Genomic DNA, 23,906 nt, shown 5'->3' on the forward strand with positions numbered 1-23,906 from the left:
AGCCCCGTTCAATTCATGCCAGGACAATGTCATGAGTACGGTTAAAAACGGTTCCGGACCGGGCAAGAATTTGTTCATGCCGATATTGAAACATCTGCGCAGCCATCCAAAAATTTCCGCTGCAATCGCCGCCGCCGCCGCGATTGCGATAGTAGTGGTAATGGCGCTTTGGGCAAAAAGTCCCGATTACCGCGTGTTGTACAGTAATCTTAACGATCGGGACGGCGGCGATATCGTTGCGCAATTGACCCAAATGAACATCCCCTATCATTTCAGCGACCAGGGTACCGCCTTGCTGGTACCGGCGGAGTCGGTGTATGAAACCCGGCTCAAACTGGCCAGCCTGGGTCTGCCGAAAGGCGGTTCGGTGGGTTTCGAATTGATGGATCAGGAAAAATTCGGCATCAGCCAATTCAGTGAACAGATTAATTACCAGCGCGGCCTGGAGGGCGAGCTGGCGCGGACCATTGAAACGCTGGGGCCGGTTCGGTCGGCGCAGGTCCATCTGGCCATGCCGAAACCTTCATTGTTCGTCAGGGAGCAAAAAAACCCAACCGCGTCGGTCACCCTGGTGTTGCAACCTGGTCGCGCACTTGATGATGGACAGGTCAACGCCATCGTTTACATGGTTTCCAGCAGCGTGGCCGGGTTGCCCCCCGCCAATGTCACGGTGGTGGATCAGCAAGGCCACCTGCTGACCCAGGCCGATGCCAATGGCCGGATGCTTAACGCCAGCCAGCTGAAATTCAGCACTGAATTGGAAAGCCGCTATCAGCGAAATATTGAAAATATCCTAGCCCCGATGGTGGGCAGCGCCAACGTGCATGCGCAGGTTACCGCGCAGATAGATTTTGATGCTCAGGAACAAACGGATGAACACTATCAGCCTAACGGCGGTAATGACAATTCGGCTATTCGCTCTAAACAGGATACGCAAAGCGAACAGTTAGGGGCGAACCAGCCGGGGGGAATACCGGGGGCTTTATCCAACCAGCCGTCGGTCGCCGCGACCGCGCCTATCAACGGCACGGTCGCCACGCAAACCGGTCGACAGCCAGCCAATAATCCCAACGGAGTAAACGGCGCGCAAAACCGCAACGCTCCGGCAACACTGTCCGTGCCGTCCAATACGCATCATGATGAAACCATCAATTACGAATTGGACCATAAAGTGGTTCATGTGGAACGCAGCGTAGGCAACCTGCAGCGGCTATCTGTGGCGGTGGTGGTAAATTATCTGCCGGGAGAAGGCGGTAAACCACCGGTGGCGTTGACGCCGCAGCAATTGACGCAGGTGCAAGATCTGGCGCGCGAAGCCATGGGCTTTTCCGCTGAACGGGGAGACACGCTCAATGTCGTTAATACACCGTTCGTTGATTCTGAACTCAGCGTAGGTGACCTACCGTTCTGGCAACAGGCCGGATTTTTTGATGGCTTGATGACCGCCGGACGCTGGCTGCTGGTACTGCTGGTGGCCGTGATCCTTTGGTACAAAGTGGTCAGGCCGCTACTGAGGGCTAAAGCAGCTGAGCCTGTAGCGCCGCAGCCCCCGGCTCCTCGCGCGGCGGAAGATGTGGTGGTCAAGCTCAGCCGCGATCAGCAAGACGAGCAGAAACGGGCGCAGCAGCGTGAAAATACCGAGGCCCGCAGTCAGCGCATCCGGGATATGGCGGATGGGGATCCACGAATTGTGGCGTTAGTGATTCGCCAATGGATGAGCAACGAGCAATGACGATGAATGGAACCGAAAAAAGCGCCATCCTGCTGATGACGCTGGGCGAGGACCGGGCAGCGGAGGTTTTCAAGCATTTATCGACGCGGGAAGTGCAGCAGCTCAGCAGCGCCATGGCCAACATGCAGCAAACTTCCCAGCAGCAGCTGCTGGAGGTGTTGAAAGAGTTTGAGGCGGAATCGGAACAGTATGCCGCGCTGAGTATCAATGCCGGGGATTTCTTACGCTCGGTGTTGATCAAAGCCCTTGGCGAGGAGCGCGCTTCCAGCCTGCTGGAGGATATTCTCGAAACCCGGGAAACCACCACCGGCATGGAGACCCTCAACTTTATGGAGCCGCAAAGCGCGGCGGACCTTATCCGCGAAGAGCATCCGCAAATTATCGCCACCATTCTGGTGCATCTGCGCCGCGGCCAGGCCGCCGATATTCTGGCCTTGTTTGATGAAAAACTGCGCCACGACGTAATGCTGCGTATCGCCACCTTCGGCGGCGTACAGCCTTCCGCTCTGGCGGAATTGACCGAGGTGCTTAACGGCCTGCTCGACGGCCAGAACATGAAACGCAGTAAAATGGGCGGCGTGCGTACCGCGGCCGAGATAATCAACCTGATGAAAACCCAGCAGGAAGAGGCGGTTATCAGCGCCGTGCGGGACTTCGACGGCGAATTGGCGCAAAAAATCATCGACGAGATGTTCCTGTTCGAAAATCTGGTGGAAGTGGACGATCGCAGCATCCAGCGTTTGCTGCAGGAAGTGGAATCGGAATCCCTGCTTATCGCGCTGAAAAATGCCGCCCCGCCGCTGCGGGAAAAATTCCTGCGCAATATGCCGCAGCGTTCCGCGGAGATTCTGCGCGACGATTTAGCCACCCGCGGACCGGTGCGTATGTCTCAGGTGGAGAACGAACAAAAGGCCATTCTGCTGATTGTCCGCCGTTTGGCGGAAAGCGGCGAGATGGCTATTGGCGGTGGGGAGGATACGTATGTCTGATGCATTCAATCATTTACCCTGGCGGCCTTGGGCATTGGACGATCTGGCCCAGCCGGTATTGCCGCCGGTAATGCCCTCGCCGCTGGATGAACCGGCGACGGAAGAATCCGCCAAGCAGGCGGCGCTTAATGAGATGCGCAAAAAAATCCAGGCGGATGCGCAGCGCAACGGATTTGATGAGGGCTTTAAGCAAGGCCGGCAGGACGGATATCAGGCCGGGCTGCGGGCCGGCCAGGAGGAAGGCCGCCAGCAGATATTCCAGGAGCAGCAGCCCGCCGTGGCGCAGCTGCAGCTGCTGGTGAGCGAATTTCAGCATACGCTGGATGCGCTGGACAGCGTGATGGCGGAACGCCTGGCGCAGTTGGCGCTGACCGCCGCCAGAAAGGTTTTGGGCCAGGCCCCGGTGGGAGAAGGCACCGCCATGCTGCGGCAGATTCAGCAATTAATGCAGCAAGAACCGATGCTCAGCGGGAAACCGCAACTGCACGTGCATCCGTCGCTGGTGCCTCTGGTGGAAAAACAATTGGGGGCGACGCTTGATTTGCACGGCTGGCGGCTCATTCCCGATACCGATGTGCATCCCGGCGGCTGTAAGGTAACGGCGCAGGAAGGGGACCTTGACGCCAGCCTGGCTACCCGCTGGCATGAGCTGTGCAGATTGGCCGCTCCGGGAGAATTATAATGACCGCGCGCCTCGGGCGTTGGCTGAAGTCGCTGGATTCCCTCGAACAGCGCCTTGAAGGGACGCCGATGGTGCGTCATTACGGTCGTTTGACCCGCGCCACCGGCCTTATCATGGAGGCCACCGGCTTGCAATTGCCCCTCGGCGCGCCCTGTCTTATCGAACGCCTGCGCCAGGATGTTATTGACGAAATTGATTGTGAAGTGGTGGGTTTCAATGGCGATAAGCTGTTTTTGATGCCGCTGGAAGAGGTGGAGGGTATTGTGCCCGGCGCCCGGGTCTATGCCCGCGTACGTGAAGACGGCCAGTCCGGCAAACAGTTGCCCCTGGGCGTCGAGCTGCTGGGCCGGGTGCTGGACGGCAGCGGAAAGCCGCTGGACGGTTTGCCCGCGGCGGATACCGGTTATAGCGCGTCGCTGAACACCGCGCCGGTGAATCCGCTGCAGCGCACCCCCATCGCCGATGTGCTGGATGTAGGAGTGCGCACCATCAATGCGCTGCTGACTGTGGGTCGCGGACAGCGTATGGGGCTGTTTGCCGGTTCCGGCGTGGGCAAAAGCGTTTTGCTGGGCATGATGGCGCGCTACACACGGGCGGATGTGATCGTGGTGGGCCTGATTGGCGAACGCGGCCGCGAGGTAAAGGATTTTATCGATAATATCCTTGGCGCCGAGGGCTTGAAACGCTCGGTGGTGATAGCCGCCCCGGCGGATGTCTCGCCGCTGCTGCGAATGCAGGGCGCGTCATACGCCACCCGTATCGCCGAGGATTTTCGCGATCGCGGTTATCACGTTTTGCTGATTATGGATTCCCTGACCCGCTATGCCATGGCGCAGCGGGAAATCGCCCTGGCGGTGGGGGAACCACCGGCCACCAAAGGATATCCTCCTTCGGTCTTTGCCCGGCTGCCCGCCCTGGTGGAGCGCGCCGGCAACGGGGTCAGCGGCGGCGGCTCCGTTACGGCGTTCTATACCGTGCTCACCGAGGGCGACGACCAGCAGGACCCCATCGCCGACGCGGCGCGGGCCATTCTGGACGGCCATATCGTCCTGTCGCGCCAGCTGGCGGAATCAAGCCATTATCCGGCCATCGATATTGAAGCGTCCATCAGCCGCGCCATGACCGCCATCGTTCCTCCGGAACAGGAACAATTGGTGAGGCAATTCAAACAGCTCTTGTCCCGGTATCAGCGCAACCGGGATTTAATCAGCGTCGGCGCCTATGCCGCCGGCAGCGACCCACTACTGGACCGGGCCATCGCGCTCTATCCGGCCATAGAGGCTTTTTTGCAGCAGAATATGCATCAGCGCAGCGATTATCCGCAGGCTTGCGAGCAGCTGCAGGGATTATTTGGCTAAGTCGGGTAACGAGGTTAGATGAACAGTCACACTGCCCTTGATATTTTGCGGGAAAAGGCGAAAGAAGAGCTGGACCAGGCGGCGATCCGATTGGGTGAAGTCCGCCAGTCCCAGCTATCGGCCAAAAATCAACTGGAGCAATTGCAGCAATACGAAAAAGAGTACCGGCAAAAATTGCAAAGCGGCATGACAAAAGGCATGGCCTCCGCTAGTTGGTATAACTACCAGCAATTTATCAACACGCTGGAAACCGCCATTGAGCAGCATCGCAATTTATTGACCCAATGGGGCCAGCGGGTGCAGCAGGCGATCCAGCAGTGGCAGACCAAGCAGCAGCGTCTCAATGCCCTTTCCACGTTGAATTCCCGCTATATGCGGATTCAGCAGTCTAAAGAAAATCGGCTTGACCAGAAACAAATGGATGAGTTTGCCCAGCAGGCTACGGCGAGGAAATTATAAATGATAACACTGCCCAATGAGATCACCCCGACGGCGGGAGTTGCCGCCGTCGGAAGCGTGACGGCGGTGGCTGCCGATGGCGGCGACCAGGGTTTCAGCTCGCTGTTGAACAGCAAGCTTAACAATCGGCAACCGCAGCAGCCTGCTTCGTCCGCTGAAAGCAGAACCACGTCCGCCAATGATTCCTCCGACGCCTCGCCGTATGTGCAGGGAACGCCTAACAGCCTATCGACACAGACGGATTCCGCGGCGCGTCAACGAAACGAGCAAGAAGATCGCGATGGCAGTAGCGATTCGGACGTAATTACGCCGGCGCCCGCCGGCATCACTAAGAGTATTGACCCCGCAACGAAAACCGCCGCCGGCGGCGCGGCGGAAAAAAACGCCGATCCCGCCCTGGACAGCAGCGCCGCACAAAACCTGATGGCATTATTGGCTCAGACCAGTTCGGTCTCGTTGCCGATTGCCCAGACGATTTCAGACGGGCAAGCCCTGGCGGCCGACGTCAGCGGCATCCCTTCCCTTGCTGACACCGCGGCGAGTGCCGCCATCGGCACGGCGTCAACGTTTTTCACCGCCGATAACAGCGCCGCGGACGATACTGCGCCGGACAAAAACGCAGACAGTGGTAATGCAGCACCGGAAGCGACGACGCAAAATCAAACGTCCGCCGCGGCGGATAACAGTGCACTCCTCGCACAGACCAACGCCGATTATCATCAAACCGTCGCCAATAACCACAATGCGTCCAAGACCACGATTCCGGCGGCCCTGTCGGCGGCCCTGAAAAAATCCACCACCGCCATGGCCCTCGAGTCCCAGGACAACAAGGCTTCACCCGTGGCCACGGAGGCCAAGGATCAACCTTCGACAACCGACAGCGACGCCGCTCAGGCGGCGGTAGTTCCCGTTTCCCTTGAGACCACGAATTCAGCCCAGACCAATAGCGGAACAAACGATACCGTTATCACCCTGAAAAAAATCGGCGATGTGTCTATGGACAGCGGTTCATCCCAGGGCGGCACCGCGTCGGTAGTCATGCCGACCTTAAGCGCCCCCGGCGGCAATGCCGCTACCACGCCGACGCCCGCCAGCGCCTTGATAAGCGCGCAATTAGGCAGTGATGAATGGCAGCAAGCCATCGGCCAGCAAGTGGTGATGTACAGCCGCGACGGTCAGCAAAGCGCCGAACTGCGCCTGCATCCGGACAGTCTCGGCACGGTGCAAATCAGTATGCAGGTGGACACCAATAACCAGATGCAAATCCACCTGGCGTCGGGACATAGCCAGGTACGCGCCGCTCTGGAGGATGCGCTGCCGCAGCTACGCGACTCGCTGGCGCAAAGCGGCATTAATCTTGGGCAAAGCAGCGTCGGCGGCGATGCCATGCCTAACTGGGGAGGCAACGGCCAGAATGCCTCCTCCGGCGGTCAAACGGGTGAGACATTTTCCATTAACAGAGTTGCCGCCCAGGCCGATAATACCCAGGTAACGCCGACGCAGCCCCCCATCGGCCGCGCCGCCGGCATCGATACCTTTGTCTAAGTCAGCAAACGCTCAAGTTAACGCAAATTATCCCGTCTATTCGTCCTATTGAAATCCAATGGAGACGGGATAATGCCAACAATAATCGGCATTTTGCGGGTTCTGCAAAGGAAAAATGCCGTCATGATTATAGGAATATCTAAACGTTATGTCTCAGAATGTGCTTCCTTCGGCTGGTAAAAAAACCAAATGGAAAGTAGTTTTAGCAGTCATTATTTTGGCTGCCGGCGGAGCAGCGGGTTATTACTGGTGGCAACACCGCTTGCCCGGTGAGCTGGCCACCGTCACCAGCGCCCCGCCGGTGCCGCCGACCCCCATCTTTTTGCCGCTGGACACTTTTACGGTAAACCTGGTTAATCCGACCAACGATCCCGACCGGGTGCTTTATATCGGTTTGACTTTGCGCTTGCCGGACGAAGCAACGCGCAAGGAATTTAACGACTTTTTACCCGCAGTACGCAGTCGACTGTTATTACTGCTTTCCCGCCAGGACGCGGACGCCCTGGCCAACGACCAGGGTAAGCAACGGTTGGTGGATCAAATTAAACAGGTGCTGAGCGAACCCTTGGTGAACGGTCAACCGCGACCGGTCGTCAACGATGTTCTTTTTACCGCCTTTATATTGCGCTGAATACCATGGGCGATAGCATTCTCTCTCAAGCTGAAATCGATGCGCTGCTGAACGGCGACGACAATGAGCAACTGCCGGTGAGCAGCGGCAGCGACAATGACGTTAAACCCTACGATCCCAATACCCAGCGCAGGGTGGTGCGCGAACGGCTGCAAGCGCTGGAAATCATTAATGAACGCTTTGCGCGATCTTTTCGCATGGGTTTGTTCAACCTGTTGCGCCGCAGTCCGGATATTACCGTCGGCGCCATCAAGATCCAGCCTTACCATGATTTCGCCCGTAATTTGCCGGTGCCCACCAACCTGAATCTGATCCACCTCAAGCCGCTGCGGGGCACTGCGTTATTCGTCTTCTCACCGAGCCTGGTGTTTATTGCCGTGGATAATCTGTTCGGCGGCGACGGCCGGTTCCCCATCAAGGTGGAAGGCCGTGAGTTCACCCATACCGAACAACGGGTCATCCGCCGGATGCTGAAGCTGGCGCTGGACGGCTATGAAGACGCCTGGAATGCCATCTACAAGCTGAACGTGGAATACGTTCGCGCCGAAATGCAGGTGAAATTCACCAATATCACGACTTCTCCCAACGATATCGTGGTCACCACCCCCTTCCATGTGGAAATCGGTTCGATGGTGGGTGAGTTTTATATCTGTATACCCTTCTCCATGATCGAACCGTTGCGGGAATTGCTGACCAATCCGCCGCTGGAAAACTCCCGTATGGAAGACCAGGGCTGGCGCGAAAACCTGGTGAAGCAAGTGCAGCATTCTGAACTGGAGCTGGTGGCCAACTTCGCCGAAGTCACCCTGCGGCTGTCGGAAATTCTCAAACTGACGCCCGGTGATGTACTGCCCATAGATAAACCTGACTATTTGATTGCCCATGTGGACGGCGTGCCGGTGCTGACCAGTAACTACGGCACCCTGAACGGTCAGTACGCACTGAGCGTAAAACAACTGATTAATCCCGTATTGAACTCCCTTGATGAGGAACTGCCCGATGAGTGACCCAAAGAAACCGTCCGGTGAAGATAAGCCATCCGCCGACGATCTGTGGGCAGAGGCGTTTGACGAACAGCAGGCCGTGAGCAAAGAACGGCCGGCGTCCACTGACGGCATATTTCATCAACTGACCGCGGAAGACAGCGCCGGACCGTTGCAGGATATCGATATGATTATGGATATCCCGGTGAAGCTCACCGTCGAGCTGGGGCGCACCAAAATGACCATCAAGGAATTGCTGCGGCTGTCGCAGGGTTCGGTGGTGGCGCTGGACGGCCTGGCGGGAGAACCGCTGGACATTCTCATCAACGGCTATCTGATAGCCCAGGGAGAAGTAGTGGTGGTGGCGGACAAATACGGTGTGCGGATTACCGATATTATCACTCCCTCCGAACGTATGCGCCGGTTAAGCCGCTAAATGAGCGACGCGCAGCCCCAATCCGCCGTCCAAATCGCCGTACCCGTTGCCCGTGGATTTGACGCCGCCGGCGCCTTGACCCAGGTGGGCAGCGCGCTGGGCGGCATACTTTTGGTAATCATCATCGTGGCCTGGCTGGTGCGCAAGCTCGGCCTGGCGCCGGCGGCCAAACAGTCGCAGCGGCTGACGCTGCAGGCCAGCTGTTCCCTGGGACCGCGGGAGCGGGTGGTGGTGGTGGAAGTGGAAGGCACCTGGCTGGTGCTTGGGGTGACGGCGCAGAACATCACCCCGCTGCACAGCCTGCCCGCGCCGGCTGCCGATGCGGATGCGAATGCCCGCTCCGCCGCCCTGGCGGGGGATTTTCGCCGGCGTTTGCGCCAGGTCATGCGCCGGACAGGAAAGGATCAATGAGCAACAGACGGCTTCGGCTATTTTTACCGTCCCGCGGCGTCGCGCTTGCGGCCCTGGCCGTGGGATTACTGAGTCTGTCCCCCGCCGGTTGGGCGCAATTGCCGGGCATCGCCATCCATCCCTTGGCCGGCGGCGGTCAAAGCTGGTCGCTGCCGGTACAAACGCTGGTTTTTCTCACGTCCCTGGCCTTTATCCCGGCAGCGTTAATGTTGATGACCAGCTTTACCCGCATCATCATTGTGCTGAGCCTGCTGCGCAGCGCCATGGGCACGCCCTCTGCGCCGCCCAATCAGGTGTTATTGGGATTGGCGCTGTTTCTGACCTTTTTTGTGATGGCCCCGGTATTCGATAACATATATACCGAGGCCTATTTGCCCCTGAGCGAAAACAAAATCACCATGCAGGACGCCATTGATAAAGGCGCGCTACCCCTGAAAGCCTTCATGCTGCGGCAAACCCGGCAGGCGGATTTGGCGTTGTTTGCCCGTTTAGCCAATCAGGGCCCGCTGCAGGGACCGGAAGCGGTGCCGATGCGGATTCTGTTGCCCGCCTATGCCACCAGTGAACTGAAAACCGCCTTTCAAATCGGGTTTACTATTTTTATCCCATTTTTGATTATTGATTTGGTGGTGGCCAGCGTATTGATGGCGCTGGGGATGATGATGGTGCCGCCGGCCACCATTTCACTGCCGTTTAAACTTATGCTGTTTGTGCTGGTGGACGGCTGGCAGCTGTTGCTCAGTTCGCTGGCGCAAAGTTTTTATACCTAACCCAGAATATTCACCCATAACCCAGGCAAAAAAATGACACCGGAATCAGTGATGTCCATGGGCCATCAGGCAATATTGGTGGCGTTGGCATTGGCGGCGCCGTTATTGATCGCCGCGCTGCTCAGCGGGTTGATAGTCAGTCTGCTTCAGGCCGCCACGCAAATCAATGAAATGACGCTATCGTTTATCCCCAAAATCCTGGCGGTGGTTGCCACCGGCGTTATCGCTGGTCCCTGGATGCTCAACCTGATACTGGATTATATGCGCGCCCTGTTCGCCAGCCTGCCCTCCCTCGCCGGTTAACGATGATGCCCTTTGATATTGCCCAGTTGTCCCATTGGATCACCCAGGGTTTCTGGCCGCTGGTCCGCATTTTGGCGCTGATCGGCACCGCCCCGCTTTTCAGCCAGGCCAGCATTCCCTCCTGGGTCAAGGTGGGATTGGGGGTTGCCGTAACCTCGCTTCTCGCGCCGTTGCTGCCCGCTGTGGCGACGCCGATTTATTCGGTGGCCGGTTTCTGGCTGGGTATCCAGCAATTTCTGATTGGGGCCGCCCTGGGGCTGATGATGCAGTTTGCGTTTGCCGCCATTGAAATGGCGGGGGAAGTGATCGGTTTGCAAATGGGGCTCTCTTTCGCCACCTTTTTGGACCCCGCCAGCGGCCTGAATATGCCGATACTGGCTCAGTTCATGAACATGCTTACTCTGTTGGTTTTTCTTAGCCTGAACGGCCATTTGTGGATGATATCTTTACTGGCCGATAGTTTTCAAACGCTGCCCATTAACGCCTTGCCGCTGAACGCCGAGGGATTTATGGCACTGTGCCGCGCCAGTGGGATGATTTTCATCAACGGCCTGATGCTGGCGTTGCCGATGATAACCTTGCTGCTGACGATGAATATCGCCTTGGGCCTGTTGAACCGTGTCTCCCCGCAGCTGACGGTGTTTGTCATCGGCTTTCCGCTGACCCTGACCATCGGCATATTGGTTTTTAGCCTGCTGCTGCCCTTGATGGTGCCTTTTTGGGAAAGGCTAATGGGGGAAGCCTTTGATTTAATGGCCGGCATGTTGCGGGAATTGCCGCAGGGATAAAAAATGTGCCGCCCGTCGCCAGACGCGCGGCATAATACAGGAGGCGTAAGCGTTAGCCTCCCAAAGAACCCGCCAGAGCCACCGGACGGGTTGGGGCGCAGTGCTTAACTGTTCATCTGGAATAAAGACAGCTTGCTCATGGCGCTGAAGGTGGTATAGGAGGCCTGCAGGGCCGCTTGTTGCATACTGTAAGCCGAGATGGCCGAATACCAGTCAGTCCCGGTCAAATCGCCGATTTGCGTCTGATACATGGTGGAACGATCGGTACTGATGCTGTCGATAGCGTCCAATTGATTCAGCTTGGTGCCGGCGGATGACTGGACGGCCAGTACATTGTTCAGCGAGTTGCCCAAACCGCGGGTGGCTTTGGCCATGGCGGCGGTATAGGCGGCGGTGGTGTCCGAATCCGCGTCATCCTGCGGCGTCGTCAGCGCGGTAAGCGCATCGTCGATAGTGCTAAAGATATCCGCGTCGCTGTCCGAGCCGTCCGGTTCCGGCGTAGCGCCCGCCTGCAGGCGATCGAACACATCCGAGCCGACATCCCCCACCGCCATGCTGGTGGTGGCATCTACCTGCTGGGTGATGGCCTGGTTCCCGCCGCTGTAGCTGACGACGCCGCTGATGGCGCCGGTGGACGCAGCTTCGCTATAGGGCGCGGAACCGGTGTCATAACCGGCAAAGATATAGTTGCCGTTGCTGTCTTTGGTATTGGCCAGTGACAATAGCTGCGCTTTATAGGATTCAAGCGTGGTCGCCAGCGACTGGCGATCCGAGTCGCTCAAAGTGCCGTCTCCCGCCTGGATGATCAGCGTTTGGGCATTTTGGATCACGGTGGTGATCTGGCCGAGCACCGAACTCTCCAGCGAAAGGCTGTTGTTGGCCGAGGTGCTCGCCGCGCTGTATTCAGTGTTCATCGATTGAGTCTGATTTATGATCACCGCTTGCGACGCGGCGATGGGATCATCGGAGGGCACATTAACCCGATTGCCGGTGGAAAGCTGCATCTGGCTGGACTGCAATAAGCTGTAGTTGTTATCAATGGCATTTAAACTTTGCTGATAAATCATGCTGGTGCTCATGTGCATGGCGTTTATCCTTTACGATAATACTGAAAAAAGCGGACGGCCGCTTAACCTGCCACCGCCGATAACAATGAGTTGAACAAGTCGCTGGCGGTGGAAATCACCTGGGCATTGGCCTGGTAATATTGTTGATAGCGCGTCAAATCAATGTATTCATCATCAAGGTTGACACCGGATGACGATTGCTGCTGATTGGTCAGCGCGGTAACGATATTGGCCTGGGCGGTGCTGGTGACCTCGGCATTGCTGGTTTCGGTGCCGACATTGCTTACCAGTGTGGCATAGGCGGTGCTCAGGGTGGCGGAACCGCCGACGATCTGGTCGTTTTGCAGCGCCAACATGTTTTCGGCATTGCGGTTATCGCTGGCGCCGGTTTCGGTGCCGTCATCGTCATCATCAGGCAGGCCGGCGGCGATATCCCCCGGGTCGGTAATCGCCACCTTCATGCTGCCGATCACATTGGACACCGGATCGACGGTAAAACTGTCGTTGTTGGCCGGCGTACCGGTTACGGCCACGTTCAACCCGTCAAAGGTCAAGGTCGTAACCCCTGTGGTGCTATCGGTAACCTGCTGGACATCGGCCGCGGCGAGGACAGTGCCGGTACTGCTTTGGGTTACCTGCCAGTTGCCGTTAACGTACTTGACCTGATATTGGCTGGCCTGCACCTGGTCGGTATTGTCGCCGTCATAAGTGGCGGAGGCCTGAGCAGTGCCACTGTTTTTGCTATTGGCCGTAACGGTAGGATCGGCATAAGTGAAAAACGCGCTGCCGGCGTCACCGTTCAAATCGACCCCCGCCTCGTTGGTTTGATTCATATTGCTGGCCAGGCTTAGGGCCAACTGGCCGAGTGCGTTGGTGGCATCGGTCAGTGCCCCGTCCCGGAACGACAGTAGCCCGCCGAGGCTGCCGGTGGTGATACTGGCATCATTAATCTGCACCGGGGTGCCGGTTCCCCGATCATAGGCCAGAACGGTTTTAGACGCATCGGCGCTGGAGGGCACCGCTTGCACCTGATAGGCGCTGCTGCCCTGCACCAGCGTCATGCCGTTGGCAAAGGTCAGATTGACGGAGCCGTTATCCTGCACGCTGGAGGTCACGCCGACGATACCGTTGAGTTCGCTTACCAGCTCATCCCTTTGATCCAGCAGGGAATTGGGCGCCTGGCTGCCGCCGGAGCTGACAATCTCGCTGTTAAGGCTGGCGATTTCCTTGGTGTAATTATTGATTTCAGCCGCGCTGGTGCTCACCTGCTGATTCACCGACGTACCCATGCTTTGCAGATAGGTAGCGGCGCTTTGGAACTGATCCACCATGCTGCCGGCGCTGCCGATGACGGTTTGCCGCGCGGAGGTATCAGAGGCGTTGCTGCTCATCGATTGGATGCTGGTGAAAAATGTACTCATCGCCGAGGACAAATCGGTATCGCTGGTAGAGAGCATATCGTCTATCTGAGACACCTGATTGTAATAAGTAGTAGTGGCATCGGCAGTGGCCGACGCGGTTTGCAACTGACTCACCACCAGCGAGTCATATACCCGGGTCACTCCGGTGACCGTCACGCCATTACCGCTCAACCCGGATCCCAGGCTTTCGGAAAGCTGGGTTTTTTCCTCGTTATAGCCGGCAACCGGCTCATTGGAGATATTGTTCCCCACCGTATTCAAAGCAATCTGCGCAGCCTGGATACCGCTGGCGGCTATATTGGTTAATGAACTGGACATCGTTTTTCCTTATTCCGGGGAGCGTATACCCGTCATACTTCAAGCTGTGGGTACGTAGGTATCCCTCAGCCGAACTATCCAGGGTTTATAGCGCCGTTCTCAATCGCGGCAATCCGCCACACCCTTTTTTGTTATATCGTCCCGGCCGGGCCAAACTTGAGTGTCGGAAAAAAAAATCGTGGCCGGCAGTGGCTGCTTGCTGTGATTTCACGGCGGCGCTAAAACAGCCCGCCGATATCGCGGGTATACGCGGATGCCCCGCGGGCGGCGGCGTTCTTCAACTGACTGATGATCTGCACCAGCTTGGCGCCGTAGTCGGGATCGGTGGCGTAACCCGCCCGCTGCAATGCGTAAGCGGCCGCTTCAGGCTGAACGGCGTTCACCACCTCGCGATAACGGGGATTATCGGTGAGCACATGGACATAGTCCTTGATGGCGTCCAGGTAGGAGTCATACACGCGAAAGCGCTGCATGACCTTAACCGATTGGCCGTTTTGATACTCCGTGGTCATCACGCTGGTGGTTTTACCATGCCAATCGCCGGAGGCTTTGATACCGAACAGGTTATAACTGGGCTGGCCGTTGGCGGCGGGGATTTCCCTCCGTCCCCAATCCGATTCCAGCGCCGCCTGGGCCAAAATCAGATGGTGCGGGATACCGCTTTGCTGACTGGCGACCATGGCCGGTATGGTGAGCTTGTCGGTAAAACCCTGTCCGCCGGCGGTGTTATTGCCGGATTCTTCACCCTGCCGGGATTGGCGCTGTCCCTGTTGATAGGATCCCCCCGGCATCGACCAAGGGCTGTAGGCCACGCTGCCGGCGGCGTGACCATGGACGATGGTCATATCCATCGGCGCCGCCTTGGCGGAGTCCCCGGCGGCGGCGACCCCGGCATCGTCCGGTCCGCTGCCGTTGCGGCTCAGTTGCTTGACCATCATATCCGCCAGCCCCAGGCCTTTTGAAGACATCTGCTGGGACATTTGCTGATCGTAGAGGCTGGTATAGAGATCAGCCTGGCTGCTGTCGGTCAATCCGCCCTTTGGCAACGCCTCGCGCATGCTCTTGAGCATCATCTGCACAAACAGCCCCTCCACCTGCTTCGCCACGGCCTTAAGCGCCTGCGGAGATGACTGTGCCGCGGCAGTATGCAGCTTTGCCAATGAATTGGCGTCATAGGCGGCGGAGGTGGGATCGACCGGGTCATTCACCCGCATCAGATGATCTCCAGTGAGGCCTGTAAACACCCGGCGCTGTGCATGGCTTGCAGGATGGACATCAGGTCGTTTGGCGTCGCGCCCAAGGCATTTAACGCGCGCACCACGCTACTGAGATTGGCGCTGGATCTGACGTTTTTCAACGAACCGCCACCCTGGTTGACCGAAATCTGCGTTTGCTGGGTCACCACCGTTTGTCCTCCCGCCAGCGGCGTATCCGGCTGGCTGACGTTTTGCTGGTTATCTACCACCACCGACAGGGAACCCTGGGCCACAGCGCAGTTTTCCAGCATCACGTTGCGGTTCATCACCACTGACCCGGTGCGTGAATTGACGATGACCTTGGCATCTATTTCACCGATATCGATATTGATATCTTCGATTTGCGATAGGAAACGTACCTGGCTGCTATTATTGGCGGGCAGTTGCAATTCAATGGTGCGCGCATCCACAGCTCTGGCCAAACCCATGCCCCCTTGTCCGTTAATGGTATCGCTGACCCGCTGCGCCAGGCTGAAATTTTCCTGTTTCAATTGCAGCGTAAGCAGACGGCTGCTGCCGAACGTGTTGGGCAGTTCCCGCTCGATGACGGCACCATCGTTAATGCGCCCCCCGGCCAGCTGATTGACCTGCACCCGGCTGGCGCCGGATGAGGCCCCCGCCCCGCCCACCAGCAGGTTGCCTTGCGCCAGCGCATAGACCTGGTTATCCGCGCCTTTTAGCGGCGTCATCAATAAGGTACCCCCACGAAGGCTTTTGGCCGACCCCATGGATGACACCACCACATCGATATTTTGCCCGGCGCGGGCAAAGGCCGGGTAATTGGCGGTCACCATCACGGCGGCAACGTTCTTAAGCTGCATATTGGTGCCGGTGGGGACCGTAATGCCCAATTGCGACAGCATATTGGTCAGACTTTGGGTGGTGAACGGCGTTTGGGTGGTCTGATCACCGGTGCCATCCAGACCCACCACCAACCCGTACCCAATCAGCGGATTCCCCCGCACGCCCTGGATATCCACCAGATCCCTTAACCGTTCCGCGCCGGCGGGGGTGGCCAGCACCGTCAGCGCCAGCAAAAAAATCCCACGGTAGCGCCGGGAAAATATCAAGGCTGAAATCCACATGCTTATCGTTACCTGTTTAAAAAGGCGACCATTTAAGAAAAAAGCGTTGCAGCCAACCCATTTCCTGCGCTTCATTGATATAACCTTTGCCGACATATTCGATCCGGGCATCCGCTACCTGCGTCGACAGTACCGAGTTATCGCCGGTGATGGTGCGCGGGTTAACCACGCCCGAGAAACGGATAAACTCCGTTCCCTGATTGATAGCGATTTGTTTCTCGCCCACCACCCTCAGATTGCCGTTTGACATGACCTGGTCAACGGTTACCGTGATCGTGCCGGTAAAGGTATTCTGGGCAGTGGCGCCCCCTTTACCTGAGAAGTCATTGGTGCCGTTGGTATTGACATCCGCTTTACCATTGCCTATCAGGCCATTCAATGCCGTCGGCGCCGTGGTGACTTTCAGGGTACCGCTGCCCGCCCGATCGGCGCTGGCGGTGGAGCTCTTGCTGGCGCTGACATTTTCCTGCAGGGTAATGGTCAGAATATCGCCGACATTGCGCGGACGGCGGTCTTCAAATAACGGCTGGTAGCCGTAGTTCATCGGCTGTACCGATTGAAAAATCGAACCGTTGGCCACCGGCACCGACGCCGGTGCCGGCTGCGCGGTGGTCTGCCCCTGCACCAGAGTTTCGTGGTGTGAGCCGCACCCGGCCAATATCAGCACGGCCAGCGCCATAAAGGCGCCCGTCGTGGATAAACCGTCGCATCGCGCCCCGCGCGGCGGCGTGGTGAAAATCGTCTCTTTTTGTTTCATAAGGCCCGTTGCGTCCTGATCGGCAGACATACCCACCAGAGACGCGCATATGTTACAGCGTCACTTTATCTGACCATGATCGCCGTGAATTATTCCAAGACAACCGCCGCACTAGCGCCGCTCTATCGCAAAAACGCGGTTGGCAATCCCGCTTTGTTCAGCCATTACATCTGAGTCAGCTTTTCAAGCATATCGTCGGAAGTGGTTATGGCTTTGCTGTTGATTTCATAAGCGCGCTGCACTTGAATCATATCCACCAGCTCTTCGGCCACGTTGACATTGGAGGTTTCCACGTAGCCCTGATAAAGCAAACCGGCGCCATTTTGGCCGGGATTGGATTCCGTTGGCGCCCCCGAGCTTTCGGTTTCCTGATAAAGATTTTCACCCAGGCTTTCCAGCCCGGCGTTATTGACAAAGTTGCTTAAGGTCAGTTGTCCCACCTGCTGGGCATTGGTTTGCCCCTGAACGGTCACGCTCACCGCCCCGTCGCGGGAGACGGTAATAGTTTGTGCATTGGCCGGAATGGTAATGGCCGGCTGAATGGTATAGCCGCTGGAGGTCACCAATTGCCCGTTGGCATCCACCTGAAACGACCCGTCGCGGGTATAGGCCGTGGTGCCGTCCGGCAGCAGTACCTGGAAAAACCCTTGACCGTTGATGGCCAAATCCTTGGACTCGGACGTCTGTTGCAGGTTTCCCTGGCTGAATAGCCGCTCGGTGGAAACCGGCCTGACCCCGGTGCCTAGTTGCAGGCCGGAGGGCAGCGTGGTTTGGTCAGAGGATTGCGCGCCGGGCTGGCGCACGGTCTGGTACAGTAAGTCCTCGAACACCGCCCGTTGGGCCTTGAATCCGTTGGTGCTAACGTTAGCCAGGTTGTTAGAAATAACATCCATGTTGGTCTGCTGAGCGTCCAGACCGGTTTTGGAAATCCATAGTGAACGGATCATCCGTTGGTACTCCCGAGTAATTTAACTGCTCACCGATAACAGTTCGTTGGCTTTATCCGCGTTATCATCAGCGTCGGAAATCACCTTCATTTGCATTTCAAAGCGTCGCGCGGTGCCAATCATGTCCACCAGCGATTCAGCGGTATTCACATTGCTGCCTTCCAGTACCCCCGGCATCACCTTGACGGTGTTGTCCGCCGGCAAGGCTTGGCCCACCTGCGCCGCGGCGGCGGCGGTCAAATGAAACAGACCGTCATCGCCGCGCACCAATTGACCGTCGGTGGGTTTGACCAGCTTCAGCTGTCCCACCTCTTCGACGGTATTGGGCTGATCCCCGGCCCCCAGCGCTGACACCGTGCCGTCGGCCGCCACGGTGAGGGACGCCTGGGTAGGCACCACCAGCGGTCCGTTTTGTCCCACCACCGGATAACCCTGGATCAGCAATTGGCCGGTATTGTCCTCTTGGATATTGCCGTTGCGGGTATAGGCTTCCTGTCCATTGGGCAACTGCACCGCCAGCCAGCCCTGATCCTGCACCGCAACATCCAGCGGTCGCGCGGTGTAGTCCAGCGGCCCCGGCGTGGTCAGCGTGCCGGGGGTTGAGGCCACCACCAGCGTACGCGTCGGCAAGGTCTCTCCCTGGATGGGTACCGCCCGCATGGCCGACAGTTGGGCCTGGAACCCGGTGGTGGAGGCATTAGCCAGGTTGTTGCTAATAATGGCCTGCTGTTCAAGTGACTGGCTGGCCCCGCCCATTGCGGTATAAATTGCGTGATCCATGGTGAGTCCGTCCGGGCTATCAGCTCATGCTGACAAGGGTCTGCATGATGGTATCCTGCGCCTTGATGGTCTGCGCATTCGATTGGTAATCACGCTGCGCGACGATCAAATCCACCAGCTCGTTGCTGAGATTGACGTTGGAGCCTTCCAGCGCGCCGCTGGTCATGGTGCCGAAATTACCGGTGCCGGCGGTGCCGAGTACCGCCGGGCCCGACGCGGAGGTGGCGCTGTAGACGTTATTGCCGTCGGAAGTCAGGCCCTGCGGGTTGGCGAAGTTGGCCAGCACAATCTGACCCAGCAGTTGGGTCTGACCGTTTGAATAGGTGCCGGTAATGGTTCCGTCGTCGTTAATGGTATATTTAGTCAAATCACCGGCGGGGTAGCCGGTGGCATTCTGGGCGCTGACGCTGCTGGCGGAGTTGTATTGCTGTTGGCTCCCGGCAAAGTTAAGCGTGAAAGTGGAGGCTGCGGAACCGTCCAGACTGGCCATGCTAATGGTACTGATACCGCCATTAGCATCGCCGGCGGCATCGGTACAGTCAGCGGTGTCCAGCGTGCCGTTGGTATTAAATTTCAGGGTGCCGAGATCCTGTTGCGAGGCGGGGGAAACGCTGCCGTCCACGGCTTTAACATCCCAGGTATTGTCCGCGGTTTTGGTAAAATACAGGCTGATATTATGCGGATTGCCCAGGCTGTCATAGGTGGTCAACGGCTCGGAGAAACTGTATGTGGAGGAATCATTGGCGTCAAACGGAGTCGCGGTTGTGTCAATCGTGGTGGAGTCGGAATCCAGATCCAGCGCCATGGTGGCGGTGGTGGTGGCGGTAGCCGACATGCCGGTCAGAGGGATACTCAGATTCACCGGCGTGGCGCCCTGTTGAACGGTGGGGGGCGTGCCGCTGACGGGATACCCGGTCACGTTCATGCCGGTGCTGGTGAGCAGGTTGCGATTGTCATCCAATTGGAAATCACCGTCGCGGGTGTAATACACCGTGCCGCTGGAGTCCACCGCCCGGAAAAAGCCATTATTGGAAATGGCGACATTCAGCCCTTCACCGGTGGAATTCACCGAGCCGTCACTGAAATCCTGCGTCACTCCAGTGACCTGCACCCCTAACCCCACCTGGGAACCGGCGTAAATATCGGCAAACGAGACGGTGCCGGCCTTGAAACCGGTGGTTTCCGAGTTAGCGATATTGTTGCCGATCACATCAAGATTGCTGGAGGCGGCATTTAGCCCGCTGACACCTTGTGCAAAACCCATAATACTCTCCTGTGGTGATAACGGCAGGCATGCCGCGACCGGGCACTTGTGCCGGTTACCGGTTAAATGATTTGGACGATTTTATCGAGGGTGACATTACCCGTCAGACCGAGATTCAATTCCGTTGCGCCGCTGCTGTCGGTGCTTACGCCATATACTTCCGCGTACTCCAGCGGCGTGGTTACCACCGTGCCGCCGCTGGAAGAGGTTGAGGTTGCCGACACGGTATAATTGCCCGCCGCCACTGCCGTGCCTGAATCGTCGGTACCGTCCCAGGTGTAGCTGTGCGCGCCCGCGCCTACCGCGCCAAGCTGTACCGTACGAACCGCTTTGCCGGTGGAGTCGCTGATGGTCACGGTGGTATTGGCTGAGGCGGAATCAAGCTCGATGCCGAAGGGCGTCGTGGAGCTGTCGCTGCCTACCTGAATGGACGTCCCGTCAATCATTACCCCATGCCCCACCAGCGTATCGGCCTGCAGCGACTGGGAAGTATTGATTTGTCCGGAAATGGAACCCAGAGTGGTATTGAGGTTCTCAATACCATTCAAGGTGCTGATTTGCGCCAGCTGGCTGGTGAGCTGGGAATTGTCCATCGGGTTGGTGGGATCTTGGTTTTGCATTTGCGCCACCAACAAGGTCAAAAATTGATTTTGCAAATCCGCGCTGCTGTCACCGGTGCTGCTGGTATTCGTAACTTGCGTGTTGTCCACCGGGTCATTAAGACTGACTGAGACGCCCATTCGATCCTCCGGTTATTGGCCCAATGTCAGGGTTTTTTGCATTAAAGTTTTAGCGGTATTCAACACTTCGACGTTGGCCTGATAGCTGCGCGATGCCGACATGCTGTTGACCATTTCATCCACCACGTTCACATTCGGCATCCTGACATAGCCATTACCGTCGGCCAACGGATTGCCCGGTTCATAGATCAATTTGTCCGCCGCCGGTGATTCCACTACGCCGCTGACCTGTACGCCGCCAATCTCCTGTCCGGCGGGCGCCGCCACCTGAAAAACCACTTCCTTAGCTCGATAGGGTTGGCCATCCGGTCCGGTAACGCTGTCGGCATTGGCCAGGTTACTGGCGGCCACGTTCATACGCTGCGATTCGGCGGTCAAAGCCGAACCGGAAATATCGAAAATGGAGGTCATACTCATGGCTTATGAATCCTGTAGGACAGCGAGCATGTTTTTAATCTGGCCGCCCAATACCGTCAGGCTGGTTTGATATTGCAGGCTGTTGTCGGCAAAAGCGGTTCTTTCCCTGTCCATATCGACGGTATTGCCGTCAAGAGAAGGCTGATCCGGCACGCGATAAAGCAATTGACTGAAAGATTCACCTGCGCCGGAGGCCTCAATGTGACGGGGAGAGGTGGTGGTTAAAGAGAGTCCGCTACCGCTGTCTCGGCCCTGTGTCAGGGCTTTTTTTAATTCGCTGGCGAAATCGATATCCCTCGCCTGATAACCAGGGGTATCTGCATTGGCAATATTGGCAGCCAGGATATCCTGGCGCTGAACACGCAGGTTAAGGGCCTCCTGCTGGAATTGCAGGGCGGCATCGAGTTTATCAAGCATGGTATTTCCGCGAGACAGTGATAATTATTGGATGTCAGCTTAGACGCAACACCCTCTTACCTATCGTCGGAATAAGCATTAATTGCAGCGCTATTTTCGCCATTGGCCGGAAAAGGAATCAGTACACTATGATTGCCCGATCGCATTGACGCGTTATATGAGCGACGCGGCAACCTTCAGGCGAAATAACCGATCAGAGGCAAGACGTGAGCGTAATCAAACTATTTGATGCAGGTGTCAACAGTGACGGCCGGCAATTAATAAGTTCTATGACCCCGGCCAAAAACGGCCAAGCTCCGCGGCATCGACTTGCTTCCTTTCGCTGCCGGGAACTTACGGCGATTTGCCTGCTGCTGTTCTCGGCGATCAGTGCGGCGGATCCATTAACCGATCAATTAACCACGTTTATGCAAAGGCAATTTGCCACTCCGCCGGTCTCTTTAGCGGTAGTGGTTAAAACTCCCGCCAGACAACGACCGGATTGCGAGGCGCCGCAGTTTTCACTGCCCTCCCGCAATCGTGTTTGGGGCAATATCAGTATCGCCGTGGTCTGCGGCACGCAAAAGCGTTATCTGCAGGCTGAGGTTGAAGTGACCGATCGTTACCTGGTGGCCGCACGGCCCATCTCCGGCAACGAGACCTTGTCGGCGGATGATATCGCCTGGCAAACCGGACGGTTGGATCTGCTCTCTTCGCTGCCGTTAACCGACAAGCTCTGGGCGACCGGCAGCGTCGCCGAAAGAGCCATCGGCAGCGGCCAGCCCCTCACCGCCGCCATGTTGCGGCGACCTTGGCTAATAAAGATGGGCCAGCCGGTACAGGTGTCGGCTCAGGGCGAGGGTTTTGCCATACGAAGCACCGGCAAGGCGATGAATAACGCGGCGGTTAACGATGCCTTGCAAGTACGCATGGATTCCGGCCAGGTAGTCAACGGCCGGCTGATGCCCGACGGCAGCGTCCGGATGGGCTTATGAACACGCATTGTTATGAATAAATGCTATATTTATTATTCTCTGGTAACGCTATAAAACATTAAAGTTTCCCTTACTAAGACCGATAACTCTAAGCAATCCAACAGTATTACAAAACATGGCAATAAGCGAGGCTGTATGAGTATTGATAGTACCCGTCCAATCACCCCGCTGACCCCGATACAGGGTTCAGAAATAGGTACTCTCCAGCCGCAAAAAAACAAAGCGACCGGCAGTACGGGGGCCACCGGCGAAGAGACCCAGGTTAATCTCAGCGACGCCCAAAGCAGCTTGCGCCAGTCAAGCAGCCTGGATATTGATAGCGCAAAGGTAGAAAGCCTAAAACAATCCATCCGCAACGGCGAGTTAAAAGTGGATACAGGTAAAATAGCCGATGCGCTCATCAGCCAGACACAAGAGATGCTGAATGACCCGGAATAAATAAGCAAACCCATGAACGAATTGGAAAAACTTTGCAGCCGAATGCTAGGCATCCTGCAACAGCTGGAATTGATTTTGATAGAAGAACAGCGTTTGCTTAGCGCCGGTCAGGTGAATTCTGCCCTATTGCATCGCGTGACGGAAAATAAAAACGAGCAGTTGGCGACCCTGCAATATGCGGACGGGCTACGGAAACAGGCGGCGCAATCCTTGGGCGCAGGAGCTCCTCCCTACAGCAGCTATCCGGAATTGCATCAGTTATGGCAGACCATTACCCAATTGACCGCAAGTTTACATCGCAGCAATACACGTAACGGTATGTTGTTGAATCAGCATATGCAACAAAACCGGCAAATCATGGCGGTACTGGAAGAATATCAATCCCGCCAGCGCCTTTACGGACCGGACGGACAAGCCCAGGGCGGCTATATTCTCGGCCGCAAGTTCAGCGTGTAGACCCACCTTATTGAGTGCATACCGCTTGTTGCGTAGCGTTTAACGCATGCTTTAGCGTATCGTCCCGGTGCGGTAATTCACCTGTATCTGGTAGGATTTCAGCATTACCGGCGGGACGATAGCGCCGCCGCCCGCCATATTGAGCTCCAGCACCAGCGGATTATCCGCCGGTATACCGGCCAGGGCATCGCTTCGTCCCGCCAGCCCATCCAGCGGCAAGCATTTACCCGGCATGCAAATCATCATGGACACTCCCGGCGGCAACGCGCCGTCCGTGTTAATCCGCCAATACACCGACGTCACCTGCGCGGCGGCGGGCAGATGGCTTAGCGGACGCATCGGCGGACTGCTTTTAACATACCCGCGCTGACTCAATATCAACATATGCCCTTCTGCGGACCACCCCCCGTCAGCGCTGCGCTCTATTGACATGATGCCTTTTGCCCATGAGATCGGATGTCGCTTGGGGGCAACGGCGGCGC

Annotated in this window: 28 protein-coding genes; 16 read left to right on the forward strand and 12 right to left on the reverse strand. The window is 57.2% G+C overall.

Translation table 11 applies throughout. The features are described from left to right. The first annotated feature begins 31 nt into the window (after window positions 1–31). The 13 genes from fliF to fliR all read left to right on the forward strand — a co-directional run bounded on the left by fliF (window position 32) and on the right by fliR (window position 11,087). Window positions 32–1,732 carry a flagellar basal-body MS-ring/collar protein FliF gene (fliF, locus tag ACL2XJ_RS24065; protein WP_413724753.1) on the forward strand — a complete coding sequence of 567 codons (1,701 nt, stop codon included), beginning with the start codon at window positions 32–34 and terminating at the stop codon, window positions 1,730–1,732. Beyond that, the gene (gene fliG / locus ACL2XJ_RS24070; protein WP_413724754.1) at window positions 1,729–2,721 is read left to right on the forward strand and encodes a flagellar motor switch protein FliG; all 993 of its coding nucleotides are present in this window, start codon (window positions 1,729–1,731) and stop codon (window positions 2,719–2,721) included. The genes fliF and fliG overlap by 4 nt, the downstream gene beginning before the upstream one ends. Further along, window positions 2,714–3,403 carry a flagellar assembly protein FliH gene (fliH, locus tag ACL2XJ_RS24075; protein WP_413724755.1) on the forward strand — a complete coding sequence of 230 codons (690 nt, stop codon included), beginning with the start codon at window positions 2,714–2,716 and terminating at the stop codon, window positions 3,401–3,403. The genes fliG and fliH overlap by 8 nt, the downstream gene beginning before the upstream one ends. Then, window positions 3,403–4,761, forward strand: coding sequence for a flagellar protein export ATPase FliI (gene fliI, locus ACL2XJ_RS24080; RefSeq protein ID WP_413724756.1), 1,359 nt, complete (start codon window positions 3,403–3,405; stop codon window positions 4,759–4,761). Before fliH ends, fliI begins: the two co-directional genes overlap by 1 nt. Before the next feature lie 18 nt (window positions 4,762–4,779). Further along, window positions 4,780–5,220, forward strand: coding sequence for a flagellar export protein FliJ (gene fliJ / locus ACL2XJ_RS24085; RefSeq protein ID WP_413724757.1), 441 nt, complete (start codon window positions 4,780–4,782; stop codon window positions 5,218–5,220). Continuing rightward, on the forward strand, window positions 5,221–6,765 hold the full coding sequence (locus ACL2XJ_RS24090) for a flagellar hook-length control protein FliK (RefSeq protein ID WP_413724758.1): 1,545 nt from the start codon (window positions 5,221–5,223) through the stop codon (window positions 6,763–6,765). A 148-nt stretch (window positions 6,766–6,913) separates the two neighbouring features. Then, window positions 6,914–7,396, forward strand: coding sequence for a flagellar basal body-associated protein FliL (fliL, locus tag ACL2XJ_RS24095; RefSeq protein WP_413724759.1), 483 nt, complete (start codon window positions 6,914–6,916; stop codon window positions 7,394–7,396). 5 nt (window positions 7,397–7,401) lie between these two features. Further along, complete coding sequence (gene fliM / locus ACL2XJ_RS24100; protein WP_132921236.1) at window positions 7,402–8,403, forward strand: flagellar motor switch protein FliM; 1,002 nt, start codon at window positions 7,402–7,404, stop codon at window positions 8,401–8,403. After that, window positions 8,396–8,815 (forward strand): flagellar motor switch protein FliN, encoded by a 420-nt coding sequence (gene fliN, locus ACL2XJ_RS24105; RefSeq protein ID WP_132921235.1) that lies wholly within the window; start codon window positions 8,396–8,398, stop codon window positions 8,813–8,815. The genes fliM and fliN overlap by 8 nt, the downstream gene beginning before the upstream one ends. Beyond that, complete coding sequence (fliO, locus tag ACL2XJ_RS24110) at window positions 8,816–9,226, forward strand: flagellar biosynthetic protein FliO (protein WP_413724760.1); 411 nt, start codon at window positions 8,816–8,818, stop codon at window positions 9,224–9,226. Continuing rightward, window positions 9,223–9,996, forward strand: coding sequence for a flagellar type III secretion system pore protein FliP (fliP, locus tag ACL2XJ_RS24115; protein WP_413724761.1), 774 nt, complete (start codon window positions 9,223–9,225; stop codon window positions 9,994–9,996). The genes fliO and fliP overlap by 4 nt, the downstream gene beginning before the upstream one ends. A 33-nt stretch (window positions 9,997–10,029) precedes the next feature. Continuing rightward, window positions 10,030–10,299, forward strand: a complete 270-nt coding sequence (gene fliQ, locus ACL2XJ_RS24120; RefSeq protein WP_413724762.1) for a flagellar biosynthesis protein FliQ — start codon at window positions 10,030–10,032, stop codon at window positions 10,297–10,299. A gap of 2 nt (window positions 10,300–10,301) precedes the next feature. Then, a complete protein-coding gene (gene fliR / locus ACL2XJ_RS24125) occupies window positions 10,302–11,087 on the forward strand; it encodes a flagellar biosynthetic protein FliR (RefSeq protein WP_413724763.1) in 786 nt (261 codons plus the stop codon). Window positions 11,088–11,191: 104 nt separating this feature from the next. On the opposite strand, the gene flgL is transcribed toward fliR, so the two are convergent. The 11 genes from flgL to flgB form a co-directional block, all read right to left on the reverse strand. Beyond that, window positions 11,192–12,172: a flagellar hook-associated protein FlgL gene (flgL, locus tag ACL2XJ_RS24130; RefSeq protein ID WP_413724764.1), complete on the reverse strand. Its 981-nt coding sequence runs from the start codon at window positions 12,170–12,172 to the stop codon at window positions 11,192–11,194. A 44-nt stretch (window positions 12,173–12,216) separates the two neighbouring features. Continuing rightward, a complete protein-coding gene (flgK, locus tag ACL2XJ_RS24135; RefSeq protein ID WP_413724765.1) occupies window positions 12,217–13,893 on the reverse strand; it encodes a flagellar hook-associated protein FlgK in 1,677 nt (558 codons plus the stop codon). 218 nt (window positions 13,894–14,111) lie between these two features. Beyond that, the gene (gene flgJ, locus ACL2XJ_RS24140) at window positions 14,112–15,107 is read right to left on the reverse strand and encodes a flagellar assembly peptidoglycan hydrolase FlgJ (protein WP_413724766.1); all 996 of its coding nucleotides are present in this window, start codon (window positions 15,105–15,107) and stop codon (window positions 14,112–14,114) included. Then, window positions 15,107–16,234 (reverse strand): flagellar basal body P-ring protein FlgI, encoded by a 1,128-nt coding sequence (locus ACL2XJ_RS24145; RefSeq protein ID WP_413724767.1) that lies wholly within the window; start codon window positions 16,232–16,234, stop codon window positions 15,107–15,109. Before ACL2XJ_RS24145 ends, flgJ begins: the two co-directional genes overlap by 1 nt. A 16-nt stretch (window positions 16,235–16,250) precedes the next feature. Beyond that, window positions 16,251–16,913, reverse strand: a complete 663-nt coding sequence (locus ACL2XJ_RS24150; RefSeq protein ID WP_413726956.1) for a flagellar basal body L-ring protein FlgH — start codon at window positions 16,911–16,913, stop codon at window positions 16,251–16,253. Window positions 16,914–17,155: 242 nt separating this feature from the next. Beyond that, entirely contained in the window at window positions 17,156–17,938 is a 783-nt protein-coding gene (gene flgG / locus ACL2XJ_RS24155; RefSeq protein WP_413724768.1) for a flagellar basal-body rod protein FlgG, read from the reverse strand. Window positions 17,939–17,959: 21 nt separating this feature from the next. After that, window positions 17,960–18,718 carry a flagellar basal body rod protein FlgF gene (locus ACL2XJ_RS24160; protein WP_413724769.1) on the reverse strand — a complete coding sequence of 253 codons (759 nt, stop codon included), beginning with the start codon at window positions 18,716–18,718 and terminating at the stop codon, window positions 17,960–17,962. 19 nt (window positions 18,719–18,737) lie between these two features. Next, window positions 18,738–19,982, reverse strand: coding sequence for a flagellar hook protein FlgE (flgE, locus tag ACL2XJ_RS24165; RefSeq protein ID WP_413724770.1), 1,245 nt, complete (start codon window positions 19,980–19,982; stop codon window positions 18,738–18,740). A gap of 62 nt (window positions 19,983–20,044) precedes the next feature. Then, entirely contained in the window at window positions 20,045–20,722 is a 678-nt protein-coding gene (flgD, locus tag ACL2XJ_RS24170) for a flagellar hook assembly protein FlgD (RefSeq protein ID WP_413724771.1), read from the reverse strand. A 12-nt stretch (window positions 20,723–20,734) separates the two neighbouring features. After that, window positions 20,735–21,139: a flagellar basal body rod protein FlgC gene (gene flgC / locus ACL2XJ_RS24175; RefSeq protein ID WP_413724772.1), complete on the reverse strand. Its 405-nt coding sequence runs from the start codon at window positions 21,137–21,139 to the stop codon at window positions 20,735–20,737. Window positions 21,140–21,142: 3 nt separating this feature from the next. Next, window positions 21,143–21,556 carry a flagellar basal body rod protein FlgB gene (gene flgB / locus ACL2XJ_RS24180; protein ID WP_413724773.1) on the reverse strand — a complete coding sequence of 138 codons (414 nt, stop codon included), beginning with the start codon at window positions 21,554–21,556 and terminating at the stop codon, window positions 21,143–21,145. Between the two features lie 269 nt (window positions 21,557–21,825). Between flgB and flgA the strand changes: the two genes are divergently transcribed. The 3 genes from flgA to ACL2XJ_RS24195 all read left to right on the forward strand — a co-directional run bounded on the left by flgA (window position 21,826) and on the right by ACL2XJ_RS24195 (window position 23,424). Further along, window positions 21,826–22,530: a flagellar basal body P-ring formation chaperone FlgA gene (flgA, locus tag ACL2XJ_RS24185; protein ID WP_413724774.1), complete on the forward strand. Its 705-nt coding sequence runs from the start codon at window positions 21,826–21,828 to the stop codon at window positions 22,528–22,530. Window positions 22,531–22,665: 135 nt separating this feature from the next. After that, window positions 22,666–22,968: a flagellar biosynthesis anti-sigma factor FlgM gene (flgM, locus tag ACL2XJ_RS24190; protein WP_413724775.1), complete on the forward strand. Its 303-nt coding sequence runs from the start codon at window positions 22,666–22,668 to the stop codon at window positions 22,966–22,968. Window positions 22,969–22,980: 12 nt separating this feature from the next. Continuing rightward, the gene (locus ACL2XJ_RS24195; protein ID WP_413724776.1) at window positions 22,981–23,424 is read left to right on the forward strand and encodes a flagella synthesis protein FlgN; all 444 of its coding nucleotides are present in this window, start codon (window positions 22,981–22,983) and stop codon (window positions 23,422–23,424) included. Window positions 23,425–23,475: 51 nt separating this feature from the next. On the opposite strand, the gene ACL2XJ_RS24200 is transcribed toward ACL2XJ_RS24195, so the two are convergent. Then, window positions 23,476–23,808: a flagellar protein FlhE gene (locus ACL2XJ_RS24200; RefSeq protein ID WP_413724777.1), complete on the reverse strand. Its 333-nt coding sequence runs from the start codon at window positions 23,806–23,808 to the stop codon at window positions 23,476–23,478. Window positions 23,809–23,906 lie beyond the last annotated feature (98 nt).

Source organism: Sodalis sp. RH16 (genome assembly GCF_047324245.1).
GTDB lineage: Bacteria > Pseudomonadota > Gammaproteobacteria > Enterobacterales > Enterobacteriaceae > Acerihabitans > Acerihabitans ligni.